This is a genomic window from Oceanirhabdus sp. W0125-5 (genome assembly GCF_027938815.1).
Lineage (GTDB): Bacteria > Bacillota > Clostridia > Clostridiales > Clostridiaceae > Oceanirhabdus.
The window spans coordinates 2,730,211-2,750,899 of sequence record NZ_CP115913.1; the positions used below are offsets into that span (position 1 = coordinate 2,730,211).

The 20,689-nt window shown below is 30.9% G+C and carries 18 protein-coding genes; 16 read left to right on the forward strand and 2 right to left on the reverse strand.

The features are described 5' to 3' along the window. Positions 1–40 precede the first annotated feature (40 nt). The 5 genes from OW730_RS12555 to aspS are packed head-to-tail and all read left to right on the forward strand — an operon-like array spanning position 41 to position 6,559. On the forward strand, positions 41–2,218 hold the full coding sequence (locus OW730_RS12555; protein WP_271229355.1) for a RelA/SpoT family protein: 2,178 nt from the start codon (positions 41–43) through the stop codon (positions 2,216–2,218). An 18-nt stretch (positions 2,219–2,236) separates the two neighbouring features. Then, positions 2,237–2,683 (forward strand): D-aminoacyl-tRNA deacylase, encoded by a 447-nt coding sequence (dtd, locus tag OW730_RS12560; protein WP_271229356.1) that lies wholly within the window; start codon positions 2,237–2,239, stop codon positions 2,681–2,683. A gap of 15 nt (positions 2,684–2,698) precedes the next feature. Beyond that, positions 2,699–3,304, forward strand: coding sequence for an MBL fold metallo-hydrolase (locus tag OW730_RS12565; protein WP_271229357.1), 606 nt, complete (start codon positions 2,699–2,701; stop codon positions 3,302–3,304). Positions 3,305–3,317: 13 nt separating this feature from the next. Continuing rightward, complete coding sequence (locus OW730_RS12570) at positions 3,318–4,760, forward strand: coproporphyrinogen III oxidase (RefSeq protein WP_271229358.1); 1,443 nt, start codon at positions 3,318–3,320, stop codon at positions 4,758–4,760. A gap of 14 nt (positions 4,761–4,774) precedes the next feature. Beyond that, positions 4,775–6,559, forward strand: a complete 1,785-nt coding sequence (gene aspS, locus OW730_RS12575; protein ID WP_271229359.1) for an aspartate--tRNA ligase — start codon at positions 4,775–4,777, stop codon at positions 6,557–6,559. Between the two features lie 261 nt (positions 6,560–6,820). On the opposite strand, the gene OW730_RS12580 is transcribed toward aspS, so the two are convergent. Continuing rightward, positions 6,821–7,069, reverse strand: a complete 249-nt coding sequence (locus tag OW730_RS12580) for a hypothetical protein (RefSeq protein WP_271229360.1) — start codon at positions 7,067–7,069, stop codon at positions 6,821–6,823. 262 nt (positions 7,070–7,331) lie between these two features. Between OW730_RS12580 and OW730_RS12585 the strand changes: the two genes are divergently transcribed. From OW730_RS12585 to OW730_RS12615, 7 genes are all read left to right on the forward strand, one after another. Then, complete coding sequence (locus OW730_RS12585) at positions 7,332–7,631, forward strand: metal-sensitive transcriptional regulator (protein ID WP_271229361.1); 300 nt, start codon at positions 7,332–7,334, stop codon at positions 7,629–7,631. A 521-nt stretch (positions 7,632–8,152) separates the two neighbouring features. After that, positions 8,153–9,076: an ABC transporter permease gene (locus OW730_RS12590; protein WP_442945422.1), complete on the forward strand. Its 924-nt coding sequence runs from the start codon at positions 8,153–8,155 to the stop codon at positions 9,074–9,076. A 13-nt stretch (positions 9,077–9,089) separates the two neighbouring features. Then, positions 9,090–10,292, forward strand: a complete 1,203-nt coding sequence (locus tag OW730_RS12595; protein ID WP_271229363.1) for an ABC transporter permease — start codon at positions 9,090–9,092, stop codon at positions 10,290–10,292. A 12-nt stretch (positions 10,293–10,304) separates the two neighbouring features. Then, a complete protein-coding gene (locus OW730_RS12600; protein ID WP_271229364.1) occupies positions 10,305–11,309 on the forward strand; it encodes an ABC transporter ATP-binding protein in 1,005 nt (334 codons plus the stop codon). 11 nt (positions 11,310–11,320) lie between these two features. Continuing rightward, positions 11,321–12,325, forward strand: coding sequence for an ABC transporter ATP-binding protein (locus tag OW730_RS12605; protein WP_271229365.1), 1,005 nt, complete (start codon positions 11,321–11,323; stop codon positions 12,323–12,325). Positions 12,326–12,382: 57 nt separating this feature from the next. Beyond that, on the forward strand, positions 12,383–14,149 hold the full coding sequence (locus OW730_RS12610) for a peptide ABC transporter substrate-binding protein (RefSeq protein WP_271229366.1): 1,767 nt from the start codon (positions 12,383–12,385) through the stop codon (positions 14,147–14,149). Positions 14,150–14,289: 140 nt separating this feature from the next. Further along, the gene (locus tag OW730_RS12615; RefSeq protein ID WP_271229367.1) at positions 14,290–14,661 is read left to right on the forward strand and encodes a CoA-binding protein; all 372 of its coding nucleotides are present in this window, start codon (positions 14,290–14,292) and stop codon (positions 14,659–14,661) included. A 22-nt stretch (positions 14,662–14,683) separates the two neighbouring features. Here the strand turns inward: OW730_RS12615 and trxA are convergent, their stop codons facing one another. Further along, positions 14,684–14,995, reverse strand: coding sequence for a thioredoxin (trxA, locus tag OW730_RS12620; RefSeq protein WP_271229368.1), 312 nt, complete (start codon positions 14,993–14,995; stop codon positions 14,684–14,686). Positions 14,996–15,152: 157 nt separating this feature from the next. Here trxA and OW730_RS12625 point away from each other — a divergent pair, with 157 nt between their 5' ends. The 4 genes from OW730_RS12625 (at position 15,153) to OW730_RS12640 (ending at position 20,684) form a co-directional block, all read left to right on the forward strand. Then, positions 15,153–15,788: an HD domain-containing protein gene (locus OW730_RS12625; RefSeq protein ID WP_271229369.1), complete on the forward strand. Its 636-nt coding sequence runs from the start codon at positions 15,153–15,155 to the stop codon at positions 15,786–15,788. A gap of 128 nt (positions 15,789–15,916) precedes the next feature. Then, positions 15,917–17,668 (forward strand): ABC transporter ATP-binding protein, encoded by a 1,752-nt coding sequence (locus tag OW730_RS12630; RefSeq protein WP_271229370.1) that lies wholly within the window; start codon positions 15,917–15,919, stop codon positions 17,666–17,668. A gap of 11 nt (positions 17,669–17,679) precedes the next feature. Then, positions 17,680–19,755: an ABC transporter ATP-binding protein gene (locus OW730_RS12635; RefSeq protein WP_271229371.1), complete on the forward strand. Its 2,076-nt coding sequence runs from the start codon at positions 17,680–17,682 to the stop codon at positions 19,753–19,755. Positions 19,756–19,871: 116 nt separating this feature from the next. Continuing rightward, positions 19,872–20,684: a YihY/virulence factor BrkB family protein gene (locus tag OW730_RS12640; RefSeq protein WP_271229372.1), complete on the forward strand. Its 813-nt coding sequence runs from the start codon at positions 19,872–19,874 to the stop codon at positions 20,682–20,684. Positions 20,685–20,689 lie beyond the last annotated feature (5 nt).

The following is a 20,689-nucleotide window of genomic DNA, read 5'->3' on the forward strand; positions in this document are numbered from 1 at the left end:
CTGGTTTAATGACCAGTCGTTTAATTTAGGGGTAATTAGTATGTTGATCAAACTTTTTAATATACTCGATGAAAATGGAAGTAATATTAATAAAAAATTCATAGAGAAGGCTTTTAGATTTGCTAATGATGCACATGAGAACCAGAGAAGAAAATCTGGTGAACTATATATTACTCATCCACTTGAAGTGGCCTGTATATTGGCTGAAATGAATTTAGATGAGAATACTATAGCTGCGGCTTTATTGCATGATGTGGTTGAAGATACTCATTATACATTTGATGATGTAAAGGTAGAGTTCAATGAAGAGGTTGCAATTCTTGTTGATGGGGTAACTAAATTAGAAAAGATAAAGTATAAGTCTAAGGAAGAAGAGCAAGCGGATAATGTAAGAAAAATGGTTCTTGCTATGGCTAAAGATATAAGAGTTATTTTAATAAAATTAGCAGATAGACTTCATAACATGAGAACTCTTAAATATATGCCAATAGAGAAACAAAAAGAGAAAGCTAAAGAGGCGATTGATATTTATGCACCTCTTGCTCATAGATTGGGAATTTCCAAAATAAAATGGGAGCTTGAAGATTTATCTCTACGATATTTAGATCCTAATGAATATTATAACCTTGTTCGAAAGATTGCAGAAAAACGAGCTGGAAGAGAGTTGTATATAAATAGCATTATAGAAGAATTATCTGATAAACTTTCATTAGCGGGTATTGAATCTGAAATTGAAGGTAGACCAAAACACTTCTATAGTATCTATAGAAAGATGAAAAACAAAAATAAGAGTCTAGATCAGATTTTTGATTTAACAGCTCTTAGAATCCTTGTAGAAGATGTAGGTAGTTGTTATGCAGCTCTAGGTATAGTGCATACATTGTATAAACCTATTCCTGGGAGATTTAAAGATTATATTGCAATGCCTAAACCTAATATGTATCAATCGATACATACAACTGTTATTGGCCCACAAGGAAAACCATTTGAGATACAAATCAGAACTTGGGAAATGCATAAAACGGCTGAATATGGTATTGCTGCTCATTGGAAGTATAAAGAGGGTCAGACAGAAAATGGTGAGGACAAATTTGAAACCAAACTGACGTGGTTAAGAGATATTCTTGAATGGCAAGGTGAAACATCAGATGCGGCTGAGTTTATGGATTCATTCAAAATAGATTTGTTTTCAGATGAAGTCTTTGTATTCACACCAAAAGGTGATGTAATAAATCTTCCATCTGAATCGACTCCTGTGGATTTTGCGTATAGAATTCATACGGACATTGGACATAGATGTGTAGGTGCAAAAGTAAATAGTAAAATAGTTCCTATCGATTATAAACTAAAAACAGGTCAGATCGTTGAAGTTATTGCTTCACCAGGAATGAAAGCACCTAGCAGAGGATGGTTGGCATTTGTAAAAAGTAATCAGGCGAAGAGTAAGATTAAAGCTTGGTTTAGAAGAGAGCTGAGAGAAGAAAATATTCGAGTTGGTAAGGAAATGCTTGAAAAAGAGTGTAAAAAGATGAAAGTAGTTCTTTATGAGTTACTTATTGAAGAGAATATTGAAAAGTTATTTAAAAGATTTAATATAAAGACTTTTGAAGATCTTTTTGCAGAAATAGGTTCAGGCGAAATTCTTGTTGACTATGTATTTAATAAGATAAGTGATCTTATTAAGGCAAATAAAGAAAAACTTACAATCGAAGAGGAACAAGAAAGAATATCAGCACTTCTTAAGAAAGGTAATAAAACTGATAATGAAAACCAAGAGTTAGTTATTAAGGGTGCAGACAATCTTATGGTTAGATTTGCAAAATGTTGTAATCCTGTTCCAGGTGATGATGTAATAGGTTATGTCACAAAAGGAAGAGGAATATCTATACACAGAAAAGATTGTAAAAATGTTAGCAATCTATTGAAAACAGAAGGCGAAAAAATAATAGATGTTAACTGGGGTAAAATTGAATCTAAAGAATTCATCAGTGAAATTGAGATGAAGAGTGTAAATAGAGATGGGATTTTAGCGGATGTTATGGAATGTGTTGTAAAGTATAAAACACCAGTCTGTTCAATAAATGCCGTTACTCAAAGTGATGGTATAGCATTAATCAATTTAAAAATAAGAGTTAATAGTACAGAGCATATAAGAAATGTAATAAAAAGACTTAGAAAGATTGATGGTATATTAGAGATTTATAGACTTAAAAAGTAAGATGAGGGGTGCTTATTTATGAGAGCGGTAGTTCAAAGAGTTAAAGAATCAAAAGTTGTGGTAGATGGTAAAACTATAGGGGAAATAGGAAAAGGATTAAATGTTCTCTTAGGTATTTGTGAAGAAGATGATGAGAAAGATATAAAATACCTAAAAGATAAGATTATTAATTTAAGAATATTTGAAGATGAAGATGGAAAGATGAATAAATCGCTTCTAGATGTTGAGGGCGAACTTTTAATAATTTCTCAATTTACTCTTTATGGAGATTGCAGAAAAGGTAGACGTCCAAACTTTATGAGAGCACTTGGGGGCGCAGAATCAGAAATACTATATGAAAAGTTTGTAGATGCATGTAAAAATGAAGTTAAAGTTGAAACTGGAGAATTTGGTGCTGAGATGGATGTTCATATTTTAAATGATGGACCAGTGACACTTTTACTTGAGAGCAAGAAAGATTTCTAACATTTGGAGGGTTCTATGATTATAAAAAGAGTAGTAGCAGGGATTTATGGAGCTAATTGTTATCTTGTGAAGGATGAAGTTAGTGGTAAAGGGTTTGTTATTGATCCAGGTGGAGATGTAGATGATATATTAAAGGGGTTAAATCAAATTCACATGAATGTTGAGTACATTTTACTTACACATGGTCATTTAGATCACACAACAGGCGCTGCAGAACTTCAAGAAGCTGTAGGTGGAAAAATTGCAATTTCTAGTGAAGATGATAAGCTTATTATGAGTGGAGTGAAATTATATGGTCCTCTTTTATCTAATGGAGCTGATATGCATATAGCATCTGGCGATGTTATTGAAGTTGGAGAAATGAAGATAGAGTGTATAGCAACACCAGGACACACTCCAGGATGTATCAGTTTTAGAGTTGGAGATGTTGTTTTTACTGGAGATACTTTATTCTATAGATCTATTGGTAGAACAGATCTTGATGGAGGGAATAGTGCTTTAATTGAAAAAAGTATTAAGGAAAAACTATACACGCTTCCAGAGGACACTATTGTATATCCTGGGCATGGAACAGCAACAACTATAAAAGATGAGAAGAGGGAAAACTCTTTTGTAAGATAGAGGTAAGTTTTTAATGAAAAAAATTTTAAACAAAAATAAACTTATAATTAAATTAAATGATGAACGTTATTCTTATGATGTTTATCAGATGTTTAATATATATTATCAAAATCTAAAGATTGAGTTTCATGAAGAGAACTATGAATATGAAGTTATAATTAACAATCATGGAATTAGTATTATTAATGAAGAACAACTATGGGAATATAACATTTCAGAAGATGATAACTTTAAAGAAGAGATAAGAAAAGGAATCTTTTCTTATCTTAAAGATAAAACAAGAAAAGTATTTCCTTGGGGTACTTTAATTGGTATAAGACCTAGTAAAAGAGCAATGTCGCTTATAAAAGAAGGAAAAAGCTATGATGATATTGTAGAGTTTTATCATAAGACATCATTGACCAGTGAAGAAAAAGCAAAATTATGTATAGAAGTTGCAGAAAACGAGTTAGAGTTGATGGATGAAGATAAAAATAAGATAAGTGTATACATAGGTATGCCATACTGTCCAAGTAAATGTTTATATTGTTCTTTCACTTCCAATCCAATAGGAAGGAAGGGGAAAGAAGTTAATGAGTACATAAGAACGCTCCTGTGGGAGATGAAGGTTACATCAGAGGAGATAAAGAGGCTTAATTTAACTATTGATACTGTATATTTTGGCGGTGGAACTCCAACTGCAGTAAATGATGAACAATTTAGAGTTGTTATGAAGAGCATTCAAGATAACTTTATCACAAATTTTGACATAAGAGAGTTTACAGTTGAATGTGGTAGACCGGATTCAATTACTTATGATAAATTATTGTGTATGAAAGAAATGAGTGTCAATAGAATAAGTATAAACCCTCAAACAATGAATGATCTTACTCTCAAAAGTATTGGAAGAACGCATGATTCGAAAGATGTAATAAATATATTTAACATGGCTAGAGAGTTAGGTCATGAGAATATAAACATGGATATAATAATTGGGCTTCCTGGTGAAGGTCTAAATGAAGTTAAGAGAACCTGTGAAGAAATTGAAAGACTCTCACCAGAGAGTATAACTGTACATGGATTATCTATCAAAAGGGGATCAAAACTATATGAGAAGCTTGTTGTAGAAAAATCACTTTATATACCAGAACAACATGAAATAGTAGAAATGTTTAAACAGGTTGAAGAGCTCTCGTTAAGAATGAATATGAAACCCTATTATATGTATAGACAAAAAAATATGCTTGGCAATATGGAAAACATAGGGTATTCTATTAAGGGAAGAGAATGTGTATATAATATTGCTATGATAGAAGATACTCAAACAATTATTGCAGTAGGTGCTAATGGTATTTCTAAATTTCTATTTGATAATGATATCATTGAGAGATTAGCTAATAATAAAGATGTGAGAACCTATATAGATAAAGTTGAGGAGATTACTGAGGAAAAAGTAAAAATGCTCAGGAAAGTTTAAAAGGAGGAAGTAATATGGGTGAAAGTTTAAATGGTTTAAAAAGAAGTATTATGTGTGGCGAATGTAGAGAAGAGCATATTGGCCAAAAGATAACAGTTATGGGATGGGTTCAAAGAAAAAGAAATCTTGGAGGACTTGTATTTGTAGATTTAAGAGATAGAGAAGGAATACTTCAAGTTGTTTTCGGAGAAGAAATTAACGAGGAAGCATTCAAAAAAGCTGACCTTGTGAAACCAGAATATGTTATCGCTGTTCAGGGAGAGCTTGTACAGAGACAATCTCCAAATAAGGGAATTCCAACTGGGATGGTTGAGCTTAAAGGTGAGAGTATTAAAATTTTATCAGAATCTCAAACTCCTCCTATATACATAAAAGAAAATTTAGATGCATCAGAGAATATTAGATTAAAGTACAGATATCTTGATCTTAGAAGACCTGATATGCAAGAAAAACTTATTGTTAGACATAAAGCTGCTAAGGTAATCAGAGATTTCCTTGATGAGAATAGATTTTTAGAAATGGAAACTCCAATGTTAACAAAGAGTACGCCAGAAGGGGCAAGAGATTATCTTGTTCCAAGTAGAAACTACCCTGGTAAGTTTTATGCGCTGCCACAATCTCCACAAATTTTCAAGCAGTTATTAATGGTTTCTGGATTCGATAGATACTTCCAAATTGTAAAATGTTTTAGAGATGAAGATTTAAGAGCTAATAGACAGCCAGAATTTACTCAAGTTGATATTGAGATGTCTTTTGTTGATATGGAAGATGTACTTGAAGTAAATGAAAGATTAATACAGAGATTGTTTAAAGAAGTTAAAGGAATTGATGTTCAGTTACCAATTAAGAGAATGCCTTACGATGATGCAATGTCTAAATATGGTAGTGATAAACCTGATTTAAGATTTGGTATGGAAATAAACAATATTTCTGAAGTTGTTAAAGATTGTGGATTTGCTGTATTTAAAGGGGCGATAGATGCTGGTGGAAGCGTAAGAGCAATTGTAGCAGAAGGATGCGCTGACATGGGTAGAAAGAAAGTCGACAAATTAGGCGAATTCGTTAAAACATATAGAGCTAAAGGATTAGCTTGGATTGCTCTAAAAGAAGATGGAATTAAATCACCTATAGCTAAATTCTTCAGTGAAGAAGAGTTGAATAGTATTATAGAAGCTGCTGGAGCTAAAACAGGAGATTTAATACTTATAGTTGCAGATAAAGATGAAGTAGTATTACAAAGTCTTGGAGCTTTAAGATTAGAGCTTGCTAAACAATTGGAATTATTGAAAGATAACAATGAGTTTAACTTTGTATGGATAACTGATTTCCCACAATTTGAATATAATGAAGAAGAAGATAGATATGTGGCTAAGCACCATCCATTTACAATGCCTAAGAAAGAAGATATGCATTTACTAGAAACTGATCCTGCTAAAGTTAGAGCAGAAGCATATGATATCGTACTAAATGGTGAAGAACTTGGTGGAGGAAGTATAAGAATTCATGAGAGTGATGTTCAAGAGAAAATGTTTAAAGCTCTTGGATTTACTAAAGAGAGTGCATGGGAAAGATTTGGTTTCTTATTAGAAGCATTCCAATATGGTCCACCACCACATGGAGGAATTGCATATGGACTAGATAGAATAGTAATGTTCTTAACTGGAACAGATAACATCAAAGATGTTATTGCATTCCCTAAAAATCAGAACGCATTCTGTCCAATGTCAGAAGCACCAAATGTAGTTGATGAAAAGCAATTAAAGGAATTAGGAATTGAAATATCTGTTAAAGAAGACTAAAAACACAATTGAGAGTTGAAAGTGGAAAGTGGAAAACGAATGATATTTCTCTCCGAGAAATTCTAATTGTATTTTTGTAAAAATAATAGGGGTTTACTCATTTGATTAGTATGAAATATTGTAATTTAAAATACAATATTTCATCTAAAGATTAAATGAGTAAAACCCCTTTGTTATTAAGAACAATAAAATATAGATTCTGATGTAAGTCAGAATCATCCTACGTTTTCAACTTTACGTTTTCAGTTTTTGAGTTATGTTTTATATCACCATTGTATTAACTGTAACGCCATCTATGTTTGTAAGATCAGTTTTAAGTTGTTCAATGTTTTCAGCATCTTGTTTTAATTGAAGTAAAACTAAACCTCTTTGTGAACAAGTAGTTTCAGATACCTCGTGTAGTCCTAATCTTGTTTTAATAATACATCCATGTTTAGTAAGGATTTCTTGAACAGTTGGTGCTGCTTTAGTTCTTGGATTAATAGCGATAGCCATAATTGTACATTCCATAATATCTCCTCCAGTTAATTAAATTATTAATTAATTATAGTGTATGGCAAGCATTAACTTCAAGTGTAAATTATACTAATATAATAGTAAGTTTCTATAAATAATTAGAATATGGAATATTGCATAATAAAATGATATACTTTATATAAGAAAAAAATAAGTATTTTTAGACTTTAATATAAAAATTAACTCGATGGTCATAATATAAAGGTATAATTATAAATGTAATTGTGAAAGGGGGAAAGAGGTTACTCTTGAATATATGGAAAATGAAAAAATAAATGAACAAATTAAAAAAGAAGAAATTGAAAAAAGAAATAAGGATATAATAATTAGATTAAGAAAAATACAAGGTCAAGTAAAAGGAATTGAAAAGATGGTATCCAGTGAAACCTGCTGCAGAAATATTCTGGTGCAGGTAGCAGCCGTGAGATCAGCAGTAAATAAAGTTGGGGGCTTGATTTTAGAGCATTACTCAACTACTTGTTTAGATATTAAGGACAAGGAAACTGATGATGGGGTAAAGGAGTTAATTGATACCTTTATGATGTTTTTAAAATAGTCATAAATTTTAAAAATAGTAGATATTTATTTGAAGGCAAGAATTTAATTCTTGCCTTTTTTTTATTAAAAATAGAGCGGTAAAATGCTTACAATATAGAAAGGTTTTGTATTTTAATAAACAAAAAAGAAGAATAATCTACAAATTACAAATGATAAAATGATATTTTTGGAGGGAGGGGTTGCAAATTAAGGGGAGAGTATATTTTAAATAAAAATGTAAAATGGTTTTGTAGGGAACTTAAAATAGGAATAATTTGTAATAAAACGACAAGTAATAATGTTATTTACATAGGATTTAAGAAAATCTTATAATAGAATTTAAAAAATTCAAGAGGTGATTTTGGTGAATGGATTAAAATGTAATTATTTGTATGAGTTGACAAAGTAAGTAAAATAAATTATTATTTATAAAAGTGCTTTAATTATAAACGGGTGATTATACATAAATGAAATTTGAGTGAAATATACTTTTTATTATCAGAAAATTCAGAAGTATATGAGCATTTTAAGAGGGGAGAGATGAAATTGTTAAAATTTTTTCTGAAAAGATTTTTATCAGCCATATTCACTTTATTCTTAATTTCAACGGTGACGTTTTTCTTAATGAAAGCTATTCCAGGGGGGCCATTTTCAAAAAACGAAAAACTTCCTGAAAAAGTAATTGAGGCACTAGAAGAAAAATACCATTTAAATGATCCGATACATAAACAGTATTTAGATTATATGGCGAGATTAGTTAAGGGTGATTTAGGACCATCATTTGCTAGACCTGGTGTAGAAGTTACTAATTTAATGAAACAAGGTTTCCCTATATCTGCAAGTATTGGTATATATGCTGTGCTTATGGTATTAATAATTGGTGTTCCATTTGGTATTATAGCCGCTATAAAGCAAAATAAAGCACCAGATTATGTGATTTCTTTCTTGTCCACATTGGGGGTATGTATTCCGGGGTTTGTGTTGGCAACATTATTTATATTCTTCTTCTGTTATAAGCTAAATATATTACCATCCCATGGACTTGATTCATGGAAGCACTATATTGGACCTGTAGTAGCACTAGGAGGATTCTCACTTGCATTTGTTACAAGGCTAACAAGATCAAGTATGCTAGAGATTATGCAGCAGGATTATATCAGAACAGCTAGAGCTAAAGGCTTACCTGAGTCAATAGTAATATTCAAACATGGATTAAGAAATGCTCTCATTCCAGTGGTAACATATATTGGACCAACTGTTGCTGCTATCTTAACAGGTAGTTTTGTTGTTGAAAAGATTTTTGCTATACCTGGTATGGGTAAACATTTTACTGAAAGTGTTGGGAATAGAGATTACACCACTTTAATGGGTGCAACGATTGTATTTTCAATTTTCTATTTAGTTATGATATTAATCGTTGATGTTCTTTATGTTGTTATTGATCCAAGAATAAAATTTGACTAAGGAGGGAAAGTCGATGGCTAATACGAAAATGGAAATATCTCCAAAATGGCAAAAGGTTAAAAAAGAAGAATTAGAAAAAGATAAAATTGAGAGGCCTAGTCTTACTTATTGGCAGGATGCTTGGAGAAGATTAAAAAAGAACAAGCTATCAATGGTTGGACTTAGTTTAATAATTATAATTGCACTTACAGCAATTTTCGCACCAATGATTTCAAAGTATTCTTATGAAGATCAAAGACTTGAGTTTGTTAACATGCCACCTAAGTTTGAAGTATATAAAATTGATGATAACAATTACTTTCATTTAACTAATGAATATAAATTAATTTTAGTTTCAGGTGAAGGTGAACTTATAGATATATTAAAAGAAGTAGAGATAAATCCAATTAAAGCTTATAAAAGGTATGAATTAAATGAAAATGAGATTATTTTAGATTATAGTTTCGCAAAAAAAACAGCAAGAAGTAAAGATCCAAATGCTAAAAAGTTTGAACTTAGACTTAATGGAGAAGAAATGACTATTAATAAAACAATGAGAAATAAAAGTTATATTCTAGGCTCAGATCACTTAGGAAGAGACTTATTTATAAGAATAGTTTTTGGTGCAAGAATATCATTGTTTGTAGCATTTGTAGCAACTATGGTTAATTTCTTTATAGGAGTTTTTTATGGAGGAATTTCAGGTTATATTGGGGGTAAAGTTGATAATGTAATGATGAGAATTGTTGATATAATCAGTACAGTTCCATTGTTATTGATTGTTATATTATTATCCGTTTATTTAGGTAATGGTATTAAAACTATAATAATTGCCTTTGGTTTAGTTTATTGGGTTAGAATGGCACGATTAGTTAGAGGGCAAGTATTGAGTTTGAAGGAGCAAGAGTTTGTATTAGCCGCTAAGACTGTTGGAGCTAGTACATGGAGAATACTTGCAAAACATCTTATACCGAATGCAATGGGGCCAATTATTGTTTCTATGACAATGATGATTCCAGCTGCTATATTTACTGAAGCATTTTTGAGTTTTATAGGACTAGGAGTAAGTGCACCACAAGCTTCTTGGGGTACAATTGCTAATGAAGCTTTAAAAAGCTTATGGACAAATCCATATCAACTTATATATCCATCGATTGCAATTTGTATAACAATCTTGGCGTTTAATTTCCTTGGTGATGGACTGAGAGATGCACTAGACCCAAGACTACGTAAATAAGGGGTGATAAGTATGGAAGAAAAAATATTGCAAGTAAATAATCTTAGTACTTCTTTCTATACTCACTTAGGTGAAGTACAAGCAGTTAGAGGGGTAAGTTTTCATGTAAATAAAGGAGAAGCCATTGGAATAGTTGGAGAATCAGGAAGTGGTAAAAGTGTAACATCAATGTCAGTAATGAAGCTTCTTCAATTTCCAGGAAAAATAAAAAATGGTGAGGTATTCTTCAAAGGCAAGGATTTGGTTAAATTCAAAAAAAGTGAAATGTTAAAAGTTAGAGGAAATGAAATTGCTATGATTTTTCAAGATCCTATGACTTCTTTAAATCCTGTATATACAATTGGTAATCAAATTATTGAGGCTATTACTCGTCACCAAAAGATAAGTAAAAGAGAAGCAAGAAAAAAAGCTATAAAAATGCTAAAAATAGTTGGAATTCCATCACCTGAAAAGCGGATAGATAATTATCCACATGAATTTTCAGGTGGAATGAGACAAAGAGCGATGATTGCAATAGCCTTATCTTGTGAACCAGATTTATTAATAGCTGATGAACCAACTACAGCTCTAGATGTAACAATTCAAGCTCAGATACTTGAATTAATGAAAGAGTTAAAGAATAAAATTAATACTTCAATCATATTAATAACACATGACCTAGGTGTCGTTGCGGATGTTTGTTCAAGAATAATAGTAATGTATGGTGGGTTAATAATGGAAGAGGGCTCAGCAAGAGATATATTCTATAATCCTAAGCATCCATATACAGTTGGACTCTTGAAATCTATTCCTAAAATAAATATTGGAGAAAGAAAAAAATTGGTTCCTATTCATGGGACTCCTCCAGATTTGTTAAAACCTCCAACAGGGTGCCCTTTTGCAGCTAGATGTGATCATGCTATGAATATATGCATAAGTGAAAGACCTGAGTATTACAAGATTTCTGAAGAACACAGAGCTATGTGTTGGTTGTTGGATTCTGATGCACCACCACTAGAGGAAAAAACAGAGGCATAGGAGGGATTGGAATGGAGAAAGTTCAGAGAGATGATATTTTATTAGAAATAAAAAATCTTAAGAAGTACTTTAGAATAGACAAAGGAATCTTTTCACAACCATCATATGTAAAGGCTGTAGATGATGTTTCGTTTCAAATTAAAAAAGGAGAAACATTTGGGCTAGTAGGAGAATCAGGTTGTGGCAAATCTACAACTGGTAGAACAATTATTAGACTATATGATGTTACTGGTGGAGAAGTTATATTTGATGGTACTAATATTTCAAAATTTGGAGAAAAAAGATTAAAGGAATATAGAAAAAGAATTCAAATGATATTTCAAGATCCATATGCATCGTTGAATAGTAGAATGACTGTTGCAGATATAATTGGAGAACCTATGGATATCCATGGATTATGTAAAAGCAAAGAAGAAAGACAAAGTCGAATTTACGAGTTGTTACATAGAGTTGGATTAAGTAAAGATCATGCTTCTAGGTATCCACATGAATTCTCAGGAGGTCAAAGACAAAGAATTGGTATTGCTAGAGCACTAGCTGTTAATCCAGACTTTATAATATGCGATGAACCTATTTCAGCACTTGATGTTTCTATACAAGCACAAGTGGTTAACATGTTAGAGGATTTACAGGAAGAATTGGGGTTAACGTATTTATTTATAGCTCATGACTTATCAATGGTTCAACATATTTCCGACAGAATTGGAGTAATGTATTTAGGAAATCTAGTTGAGATATCACCAAGCGATGAGTTGTATGAGAATCCATTACATCCATATACACAAGCATTATTATCGGCTATACCAATACCAGATCCAGACTACTCTATTGAAAAAAATAGAGAGGTTTTGGAAGGGGATGTTCCAAGTCCAATTAATCCTCCATCTGGTTGTAAGTTTAGAACAAGATGTAAATATGCAAATGAAAAATGTGCAAAAGAAGTACCGGTTATGAAAGAAGTAAAAGAAGGGCATAAGGTTGCTTGTCATTGGGTTGATGAGAAGCTTGGTTTTTAAGAAGATATAGCCTGAGTAAAGCTCAGTTTATATAAATTATTATAGGAGGGGATAAATTTGATTAAAAAGGGACTTGCGTTATTGTTATCAATGACATTAGTAGTTGGTGCTTTTGTTTCTTGTGGAAATAAAGAAGATAATAGTAATAGTGCAAATAGTAGTAATTCAACTCAAAATGAGTCCACAGACAAGAACAAAGATAATGACAATGATAAGGACAAGGACGAGGATAAGAATACTACGAATAATGGGGACAAAGATGAAGAACAAGACGTGGCAAAAGATGTACCTCAAGAGATCGTTTGGAATCTTGGTGCTAATCCAAGACATCTTGATCCAGGTTTAAATTCTGCTACTGACGGTGGGGATGTTGGTAACAATCTATTTGAAGGACTTGTAAGAGAATTTAACGGTGAATACAAACCAGGTATAGCTAAAAGTTGGGAAGTTAGTGATGATGGTCTAGTATATACTTTCCATTTAAGAGATTCAAAATGGTCAGATGGAACTCCTTTAACAGCTAATGATTTTGAATATGCCTGGAAGAGAGTTCTTGATCCTGAAACAGCATCTGAATATGCATTTATAATGGATCCAATTTTAAATGCTACTGAGTATAATCTAGGTGAAGGCGCTACTGCTGATGAAGTGGGAGTTAAAGCTATTGATGAGAAAACTTTACAAGTAACTCTTAAATCTCCAACACCTTACTTCCTAGGACTTACAGCTTTCTATACTTATTTCCCAGTAAATAAAAAAGCTGTTGAAGCTGGTGAAGATGGATTATGGGCTAAACAACCTGAAAATTTCATAGGTAATGGTCCATTTAAACTTGTAGAATATGTAGATTCTCATAGATTAGTAATGGTTAAAAATGAACATTACTGGAAAGCTGATGATGTTAAACTTGAAAAGATTACTGCAAAGATGATAGTTGAAGACTCAACTGCATACACTGCATACCAAAATGGTGAGATTCAAGTGCTAAACTCAGTTCCAAATGATCTTATTCCTCAACTTATGGTTGAAGATCCAGAATTTTATGTTTTACCTGTAATAGGAACTTATTACTATATGTTTAATATGAGAGATGATTCTATCCCTCAATTACAAGACCTTAGAGTAAGAAAAGCAATGGCTTATGCTATAGATAGAAAAGAATTAGTTGAACAGGTTCTTAAGGGCGGACAGCTTCCAGCTCCTGGATTTGTTCCACCTGGAATTCTAGATGCTGAAGGTAATGAATTTAGAACAGTAGCTGGAGATTATGGAATGCCATCTGATGATTCTAAGCTAGAAGAAGCTAAAGCATTATTAGCAGAAGCAGGATACCCAAATGGTGAAGGATTCCCAACATTAGATCTTAAGTACAATACAAATGAAAGTCATAAAACAATGGCTGAAGCAGTTCAAGCAATGTGGAAAAAGAATTTAGGAATCAATGTTGAACTTAGTAATTCAGAATGGGCTGTATTCCAAGAAGATAGAAGAAATGGTAGATATGACGTTGCTAGAGGTGGATGGTTAGGTGATTACTCAGACCCTAACACTATGCTTGATTTATTCATTATTGATGGTTCTATGAATGATTCAAAATGGGTTAATGAAGAATATACTAGATTAATTCAAGAGGCTCCTTTCTTAAACGGTCAAGAAAGAATGGAAAATTTCTATAAAGCAGAGAAAATATTAATGGAAGAATTACCAATAGTACCAGTATACTTCTATACAGATTTCTTTATGGTTAAATCAAATGTTATAGGAGTATCAAAAACTAAATTGAATTCTCTTTGGTTAGGTGATGTTATAGTAGAAGCTGAGTAAAAATAAAATAATAACCCTCAAGATGAATTTCCCTTGAGGGTTTATTTTATTTTTAGAAGTATAAGAGTATAATATAAATTAAGAATAAGTAGCAAAAAGCAAATGAAATATATGTAGTAAATATTAAAAGGAGGATTATTATGGAAGCAAAAGATTTTATGAAGTTTAAAAATTGGGCAGTTGCAGGTGATGTGATGAATCAACAGAAATATGCACATAAAATAGTAAATGCCTTAAATAGTAATGGGTATCAAGTAGAGGGAGTGCATCCAAAAGAAGAACATGAAAGTGTACATAATAGCATTATGGATATCGAACATACTATAGATGTATTAGATTTATGTATTAATCCTAAAAGTGGCATAAATATAGTAAAAGAAGCAAATAAAAAAGGTATTAATAAAGTGCTTATTCAACCAGGTGCTGAGAGCAGTGAGATTTTAGAGTATTGCAGAGAGAATAATATGACAGCTATACAGGGATGTGTATTAGTAGAATTGAGAAAGCTTTAAAAAAATACAGATAACCAGTGGGTTATCTGTAATTTTTTATTGTACTCTCTAAAATTTTCTTTGGAACGAATCCTGTTTTTACATCAACAAATTGACCATTTTTGAAGAATGCTACTGTTGGTAAACTTGTAATATTAAAATATTTTGCAATTGTTGGATTTGCATCCACGTTTATTTTAATAAAATTTACATCTGAATTTTCATTTGATAATTCATAAATTAAGGGAGACAACATTTTACATGGACGGCACCAAGGTGCGTAAAAATCTATTACCGCTAATGCATTGCTTGATAAAATTTGACTAATATTCATTGAATTTCCTTCAATTAACATTTCTAAATCCTCCATATGTTATAATTTCATAGTTTTGATACCCTATATGGGTATATTATGTGGCGTATGATAAATGTGTTACACAATAGTTTTATTAAACGAGATAAGTTGGACATAATAAAAGTATAAAAATAATTTATGTGAAGGTGATAAGAAAATGAATGATTTAATGGAAATAGAAAAAATATTATTAAATAGTGAAAAACCATCAAAAGAACTTAGTGAATTATTTTTAAAAGAAGAAACATATCAAAGATATCCATTTGATATGTTGTATAGGCTTAAAGAGGTACCACAGAGTAAAGTTCATCATCCAGAAGGGGATGTTTGGATACATACTCTAATGGTAGTTGATCAAGCAGCGAAGTTAAGAGATAAGAGTAATAATAGAAGGAGATTTATGTGGGCTGCTCTTATGCATGATGTAGGAAAATTTGAGACTACAAGAGTTAGAAAAGGTAAAATAACAGCGTATGATCATGATAAAGCAAGTGCCAAAAAGACTAAAGAATTTTTTGAGTTCTTTAATGAAGATGAAAAATTTATAAAAGATGTGGTAGCCTTAGTAAGATGGCATATGCAGCCTCTGTTTGTGGTGAAAAATCTTCCTTTTGCGGATATTGATAGTATGATAAAAGAAGTTGATATAGAAGAACTAAGTTTACTATGTTATGCTGATAGAACGGGAAGAGGGACATTGGAGGAAGAACGAATAGAGGCTGAAAAAGAAAATATGAGAATATTTAGGGAAAAAGTATTAGGTAGAAAACGGGAACTTACAGCGAACCAATAGGTTCGCTTTTTTTCATGAATAATTTGTAAAATATTTATGAAAATTCAAGTAATTTGAGAAAAAAGAAGGAATTATAATTAGAGTATAGAAATATTATAAGTTATATGAAAAAATTAACGGGAGGGAATATGAAGACATTTAAACATTTAAAGGGATTTATTAAGAAAAATATGCTTAGTTATATCTTAGGAATAATCATTCTTATAGCTATTGATGTACTTCAATTGGTTATGCCAAAGGTATTGGGGGAATTAACAGATGCAGCTACAACGAAAGCCCTAACATCAGTAATGTTATTAAAATATATTGGCATTATTTTAGGAGTAGCTTTAGCTATAGCATTTGGTAGGTTTGGATGGCGAATGCTTATAACTGGAACATCTAGAAGAATGGAGTATTGGTTAAGAAATTTATTTTTTGGTCATTTAGAGAAATTATCAAAAAATTATTTTAATAATAATAAAACGGGAGACCTTATGGCACATGCAACAAATGATATCCAAGCAGTGAGAATGGCCTTTGGACCTGGTGTTGTTATGATGGTTGATTCAATAGTATTGACTATATTGGTAGTTATAAGAATGGCTCAAGATATTAATTTAACACTAACATTATTAGCATTAATCCCATTACCTATCATTGCGTTGATGGTTGGGTTAATGGGAAAAGAAATAATGAAGAGATATAAATTGAGTCAAGAAGCCTTTGGAAATCTAAGCGATAAAATTCAAGAAAACATATCAGGAATTAGAGTAATAAAATCATTTGTTCAATTTAAGTCACAATATAGAATATTTGAAAAAGCAAATGATAAGTATTTAAACAAATACATGCACTCAGCAAAGTTATTTATAGCAATCTTTCCATTGGTAATGTTTATTTCATCAGTAAGTTTTATTATTGCACTTGGATATGGTGGAAGCTTAGTTATTGAAGGGACACTTACATTAGGTGAATTAACTAGTTTTTTAGTTTATTTAGGGTTGCTTGTGTGGCCGATGATGGCTATTGGGATGGTTATAAATCATATTCAAAGAGGTTCTGCTTCTATGGAAAGGTTAAATAAAATATTAAATACGGAACCTGAGATAAGAGATATAAATGTAGATGACTCAATTGACAATATTGAAGGGTCAATTGAAATAAAGGGACTAACATTTAAATATGAAGATACAGATAATCCAGCACTAGAAGAAATAAATATTAATATTAAAAAAGGTGAGACATTAGCTATAATAGGTAGAACAGGAAGTGGAAAGACTACATTAATTAATCTATTACTTAGAAATTATAATGTAGGAAATGGAGAAATATTCATTGATGGAAAGGATATAAATAATATTCCTTTAAAAGTATTAAGAGAGAATATCGGTTATGTTCCTCAAGAGAATTTCTTGTTTTCTAAAACAATCAGAGATAACATTGCCTTATATAATACTGACGAGGATTTTGAAAACATCGAACAAGCAGCTGAAATTGCTGAGATTAAAAATGAAATAATAGCATTACCTAATAAATATGAAACAATGCTAGGAGAGAGAGGAGTAAATCTTTCAGGGGGACAAAAACAAAGAACCTCTATTGCCAGGGCAATAGTGAAAAATCCTAAAATTCTAATATTAGATGATTGTCTCTCGGCAGTTGATACCCATACTGAAGAGAAAATTTTAAGTGGATTGACAGGGATTATGAAGGACAGGACATCTATAATTATTTCTCATAGAATTTCTACAATAAAAGATTCAGATAAAATAATTGTATTAGACGAAGGAAGAATAATTCAGTATGGTTCTCATGAAGAACTACTGAAAACAAGAGGTTTATATAGAGAAATATATGATAAGCAGCAATTGGAAGAGAATCTTAAAAATGCAGAATAAGGGGGGATATTATGCAGAATAACACTAATGAAAATCTAGATCAATTTAATAAAAAAGTAGATATTAAGCTAATAAAGCGATTAATGAAATTTGCAAGGAAATTTTATGGATTGTTAGGTATATGTATTCTTCTTGTAGTGCTCTCAACAATAGTAGATTTAACAAGACCCTATTTAATGAAGGTTGCTATAGATGATTATATAAATGGTCAAAGCAAAGTAATGGTTATTAGTGATAATAATGTAGGAGATAAAGGAGTATATTTTAAGGGGAAATTCTATATTAGAAAGGATTATATAGAAAAAGCTGATTTAGATAATTATAAAGAAAGTCAATTATTAAATCATGAAGGAAAACATTATTTAGTTGATGGAGCAATTAAAAGCGATGAGAAGGTAAAGAGGATTGAAGATAAAAATGAGACAAGTGTAGCAGTTATATTTGAGAATGAAAGAACTGTTAATGGAATACTATTGAATCAAGAGGAGTATAAAAAATTTCGAAGTGGAGATGTAACTGGATTAAGATTTATAACAATTATATTTGCTGTATTATTATTTTGTGGTTTCATATTCACATATATTCAAGCCTATATTCTGAATTATGTTGGACAGAAGGTAATTTATAATATAAGAGAAGATTTGTTTAAACATGTTCAAAAGCTATCCTTAAGCTTTTTTGATAAAACTCCTGTAGGGAAAATTGTTACAAGACTAACAAATGATATGTTTAATATTAATCAAATGTTCACTAGTGTTATAATAAGTTTTTTGAAAGATATAGCAATTATTTTAGGAACAATAGTATTTATGATGATAATAAATGTGAAACTAGCACTTATCAGTTTAAGTACACTACCAATTATAATACTTGTATCAATATTATTTAGAAACAAAGCTAGAAACGCACATAGAGATGTAAAGAAAAAGTTAGGTGTGATAAACGCAACGCTTAATGAGAATATAAATGGAATGGGAATAATTCAAAGTTTTCAATTGCAAGATGATTTTTATAATGAATTTGATAAGGTAAATACAGAACATAAAAAAGCAAATTTAAAAGAATTATTTGTTTATGCAGTATTCAGACCATCTATAGATTTCTTATTCTCTTTAACTTTAGCTATACTTTTATGGTTTGGAGGTAAAGGGTTAATTAATGGTATAATTGAATTTGGTGTTTTATTTGCATTTATAGAATATATTCAGCAATTATTTAGACCAATTTTCGATTTAAGTGAAAAATTTAATATCCTTCAGTCAGCAATGGCGTCTAGTGAAAGGGTATTTGCATTATTAGATACTGAAGTAGAAATTAAAAATTCTCCTGATAGTACAGTTGTTGAAGAAATTAAAGGTGAGATAGAATTTAAAAATGTATGGTTTAAATATGATAAAGATTGGGTGTTAAGAGACGTTTCATTTAAAATAAATAAAGGTGATTCTGTTGCATTCGTTGGAGCTACAGGTTCAGGGAAGAGTACAATAATTAATCTTATTAGTAGGATGTACGATATTCAAGAAGGTGAAATATTAATTGATGGCGTTAATATTAAAAATCTTGATAAAAATTCAATACGAGAAAGAATAAGTACAGTTCTACAAGATGTATTTATGTTCTCGGGAGATATAAAGGAGAATATTAGATTAAACGATGACAGAATATCAGTAGAGGAAATTAAAGAGGCATCAGAGTATGTTAATGCTGATGTATTTATAAATAAACTAAATAAAGGGTATGATGAAGAAGTTGTTGAAAGAGGTGCAACATTATCAACAGGACAAAGACAACTCATTTCTTTTGCAAGAGCTTTGGCTTTTAAACCAGATGTTTTGGTGCTGGATGAGGCTACTGCCAACATTGATACAGAAACAGAAGTGCTAATCCAAGATGCAATAAATAAAATTATAGAAGATAAAACTACTATTGTTGTTGCTCATAGATTATCAACTATCAAACATTGCAATAAAATTATAGTTCTTCATAAAGGAAAGATAAGAGAAATGGGAAGACATGAGGAGCTTATTGAACAGGGAGGCATATATCACAAATTATACTCTCTTCAGTATAAGGAAAGTGCTATGTAAAGAGAAGTAAGAAATAAAAAGTATTAATTTCCAATAAAATCCTTCTATTTCCTTTGTAATTGTATTAAACTATTACTATATGGTCATAGAGGGATTTATTTTTTAGGGAGGGCAATATGTTAATAAAATTAGTGACTTTAATAAAAAAGAGCTTAGATGATGGTATCATTGATATTGCTGCACAACTTTCATATTATCTTATTCTTGCTTTTTTTCCATTTATGCTGTTTATTTTAGTTCTTATGAGTTATAGTAATATAAGTGTGGACAGTATCTTAAGTATATTAAAGAGCATGATACCTGAGAATTCATATTCATTGATAAGTAGTACAGTAATTGAAACTTTTTCTAAGGCTAACTGGGATATAATGTCTGTTGGTATAATAATTACGGTATATTCAGCTTCAAGGGGAGTTAGAAGCTTGATGAAAGGGTTAAATAAAGCGTATAATATAAAGGAAAATCGAAATATCATTAAGAGATTTGTAACATCTGTAGTATTCATGTTAGCTTTAGGGCTAATGATCATGTCTTCATTAGGTTTGATTGTATTAGGTGAGTATGTGGGAAAGGCAATTATTACTTGGGCAAAATTAAATAGAGATTTTCAGATATTATGGAATGCGTATAGAATAATATTTGCTGTAGGAGTTATATTTTTAGTATTTTTAGTTATTTATTTTATACTACCTGCTCAAAAAGTACATATTTTTCAAGTTGCTCCTGGAGCTTTAATAGCAACATTAGGTTGGATTTTAGCATCATTAGGGTTTTCGTATTATGTTAATAATATAGCTAATTTTGCTATTATTTATGGGGGGTTAGGAGCAGTAGTAATCTTTATGATATGGATATATCTCACTTCATTAGTTGTGCTAATTGGAGGAGAGCTTAACAGTGCTCTTATAAAAATAGAAGAGTCTTGTTAAAAAAT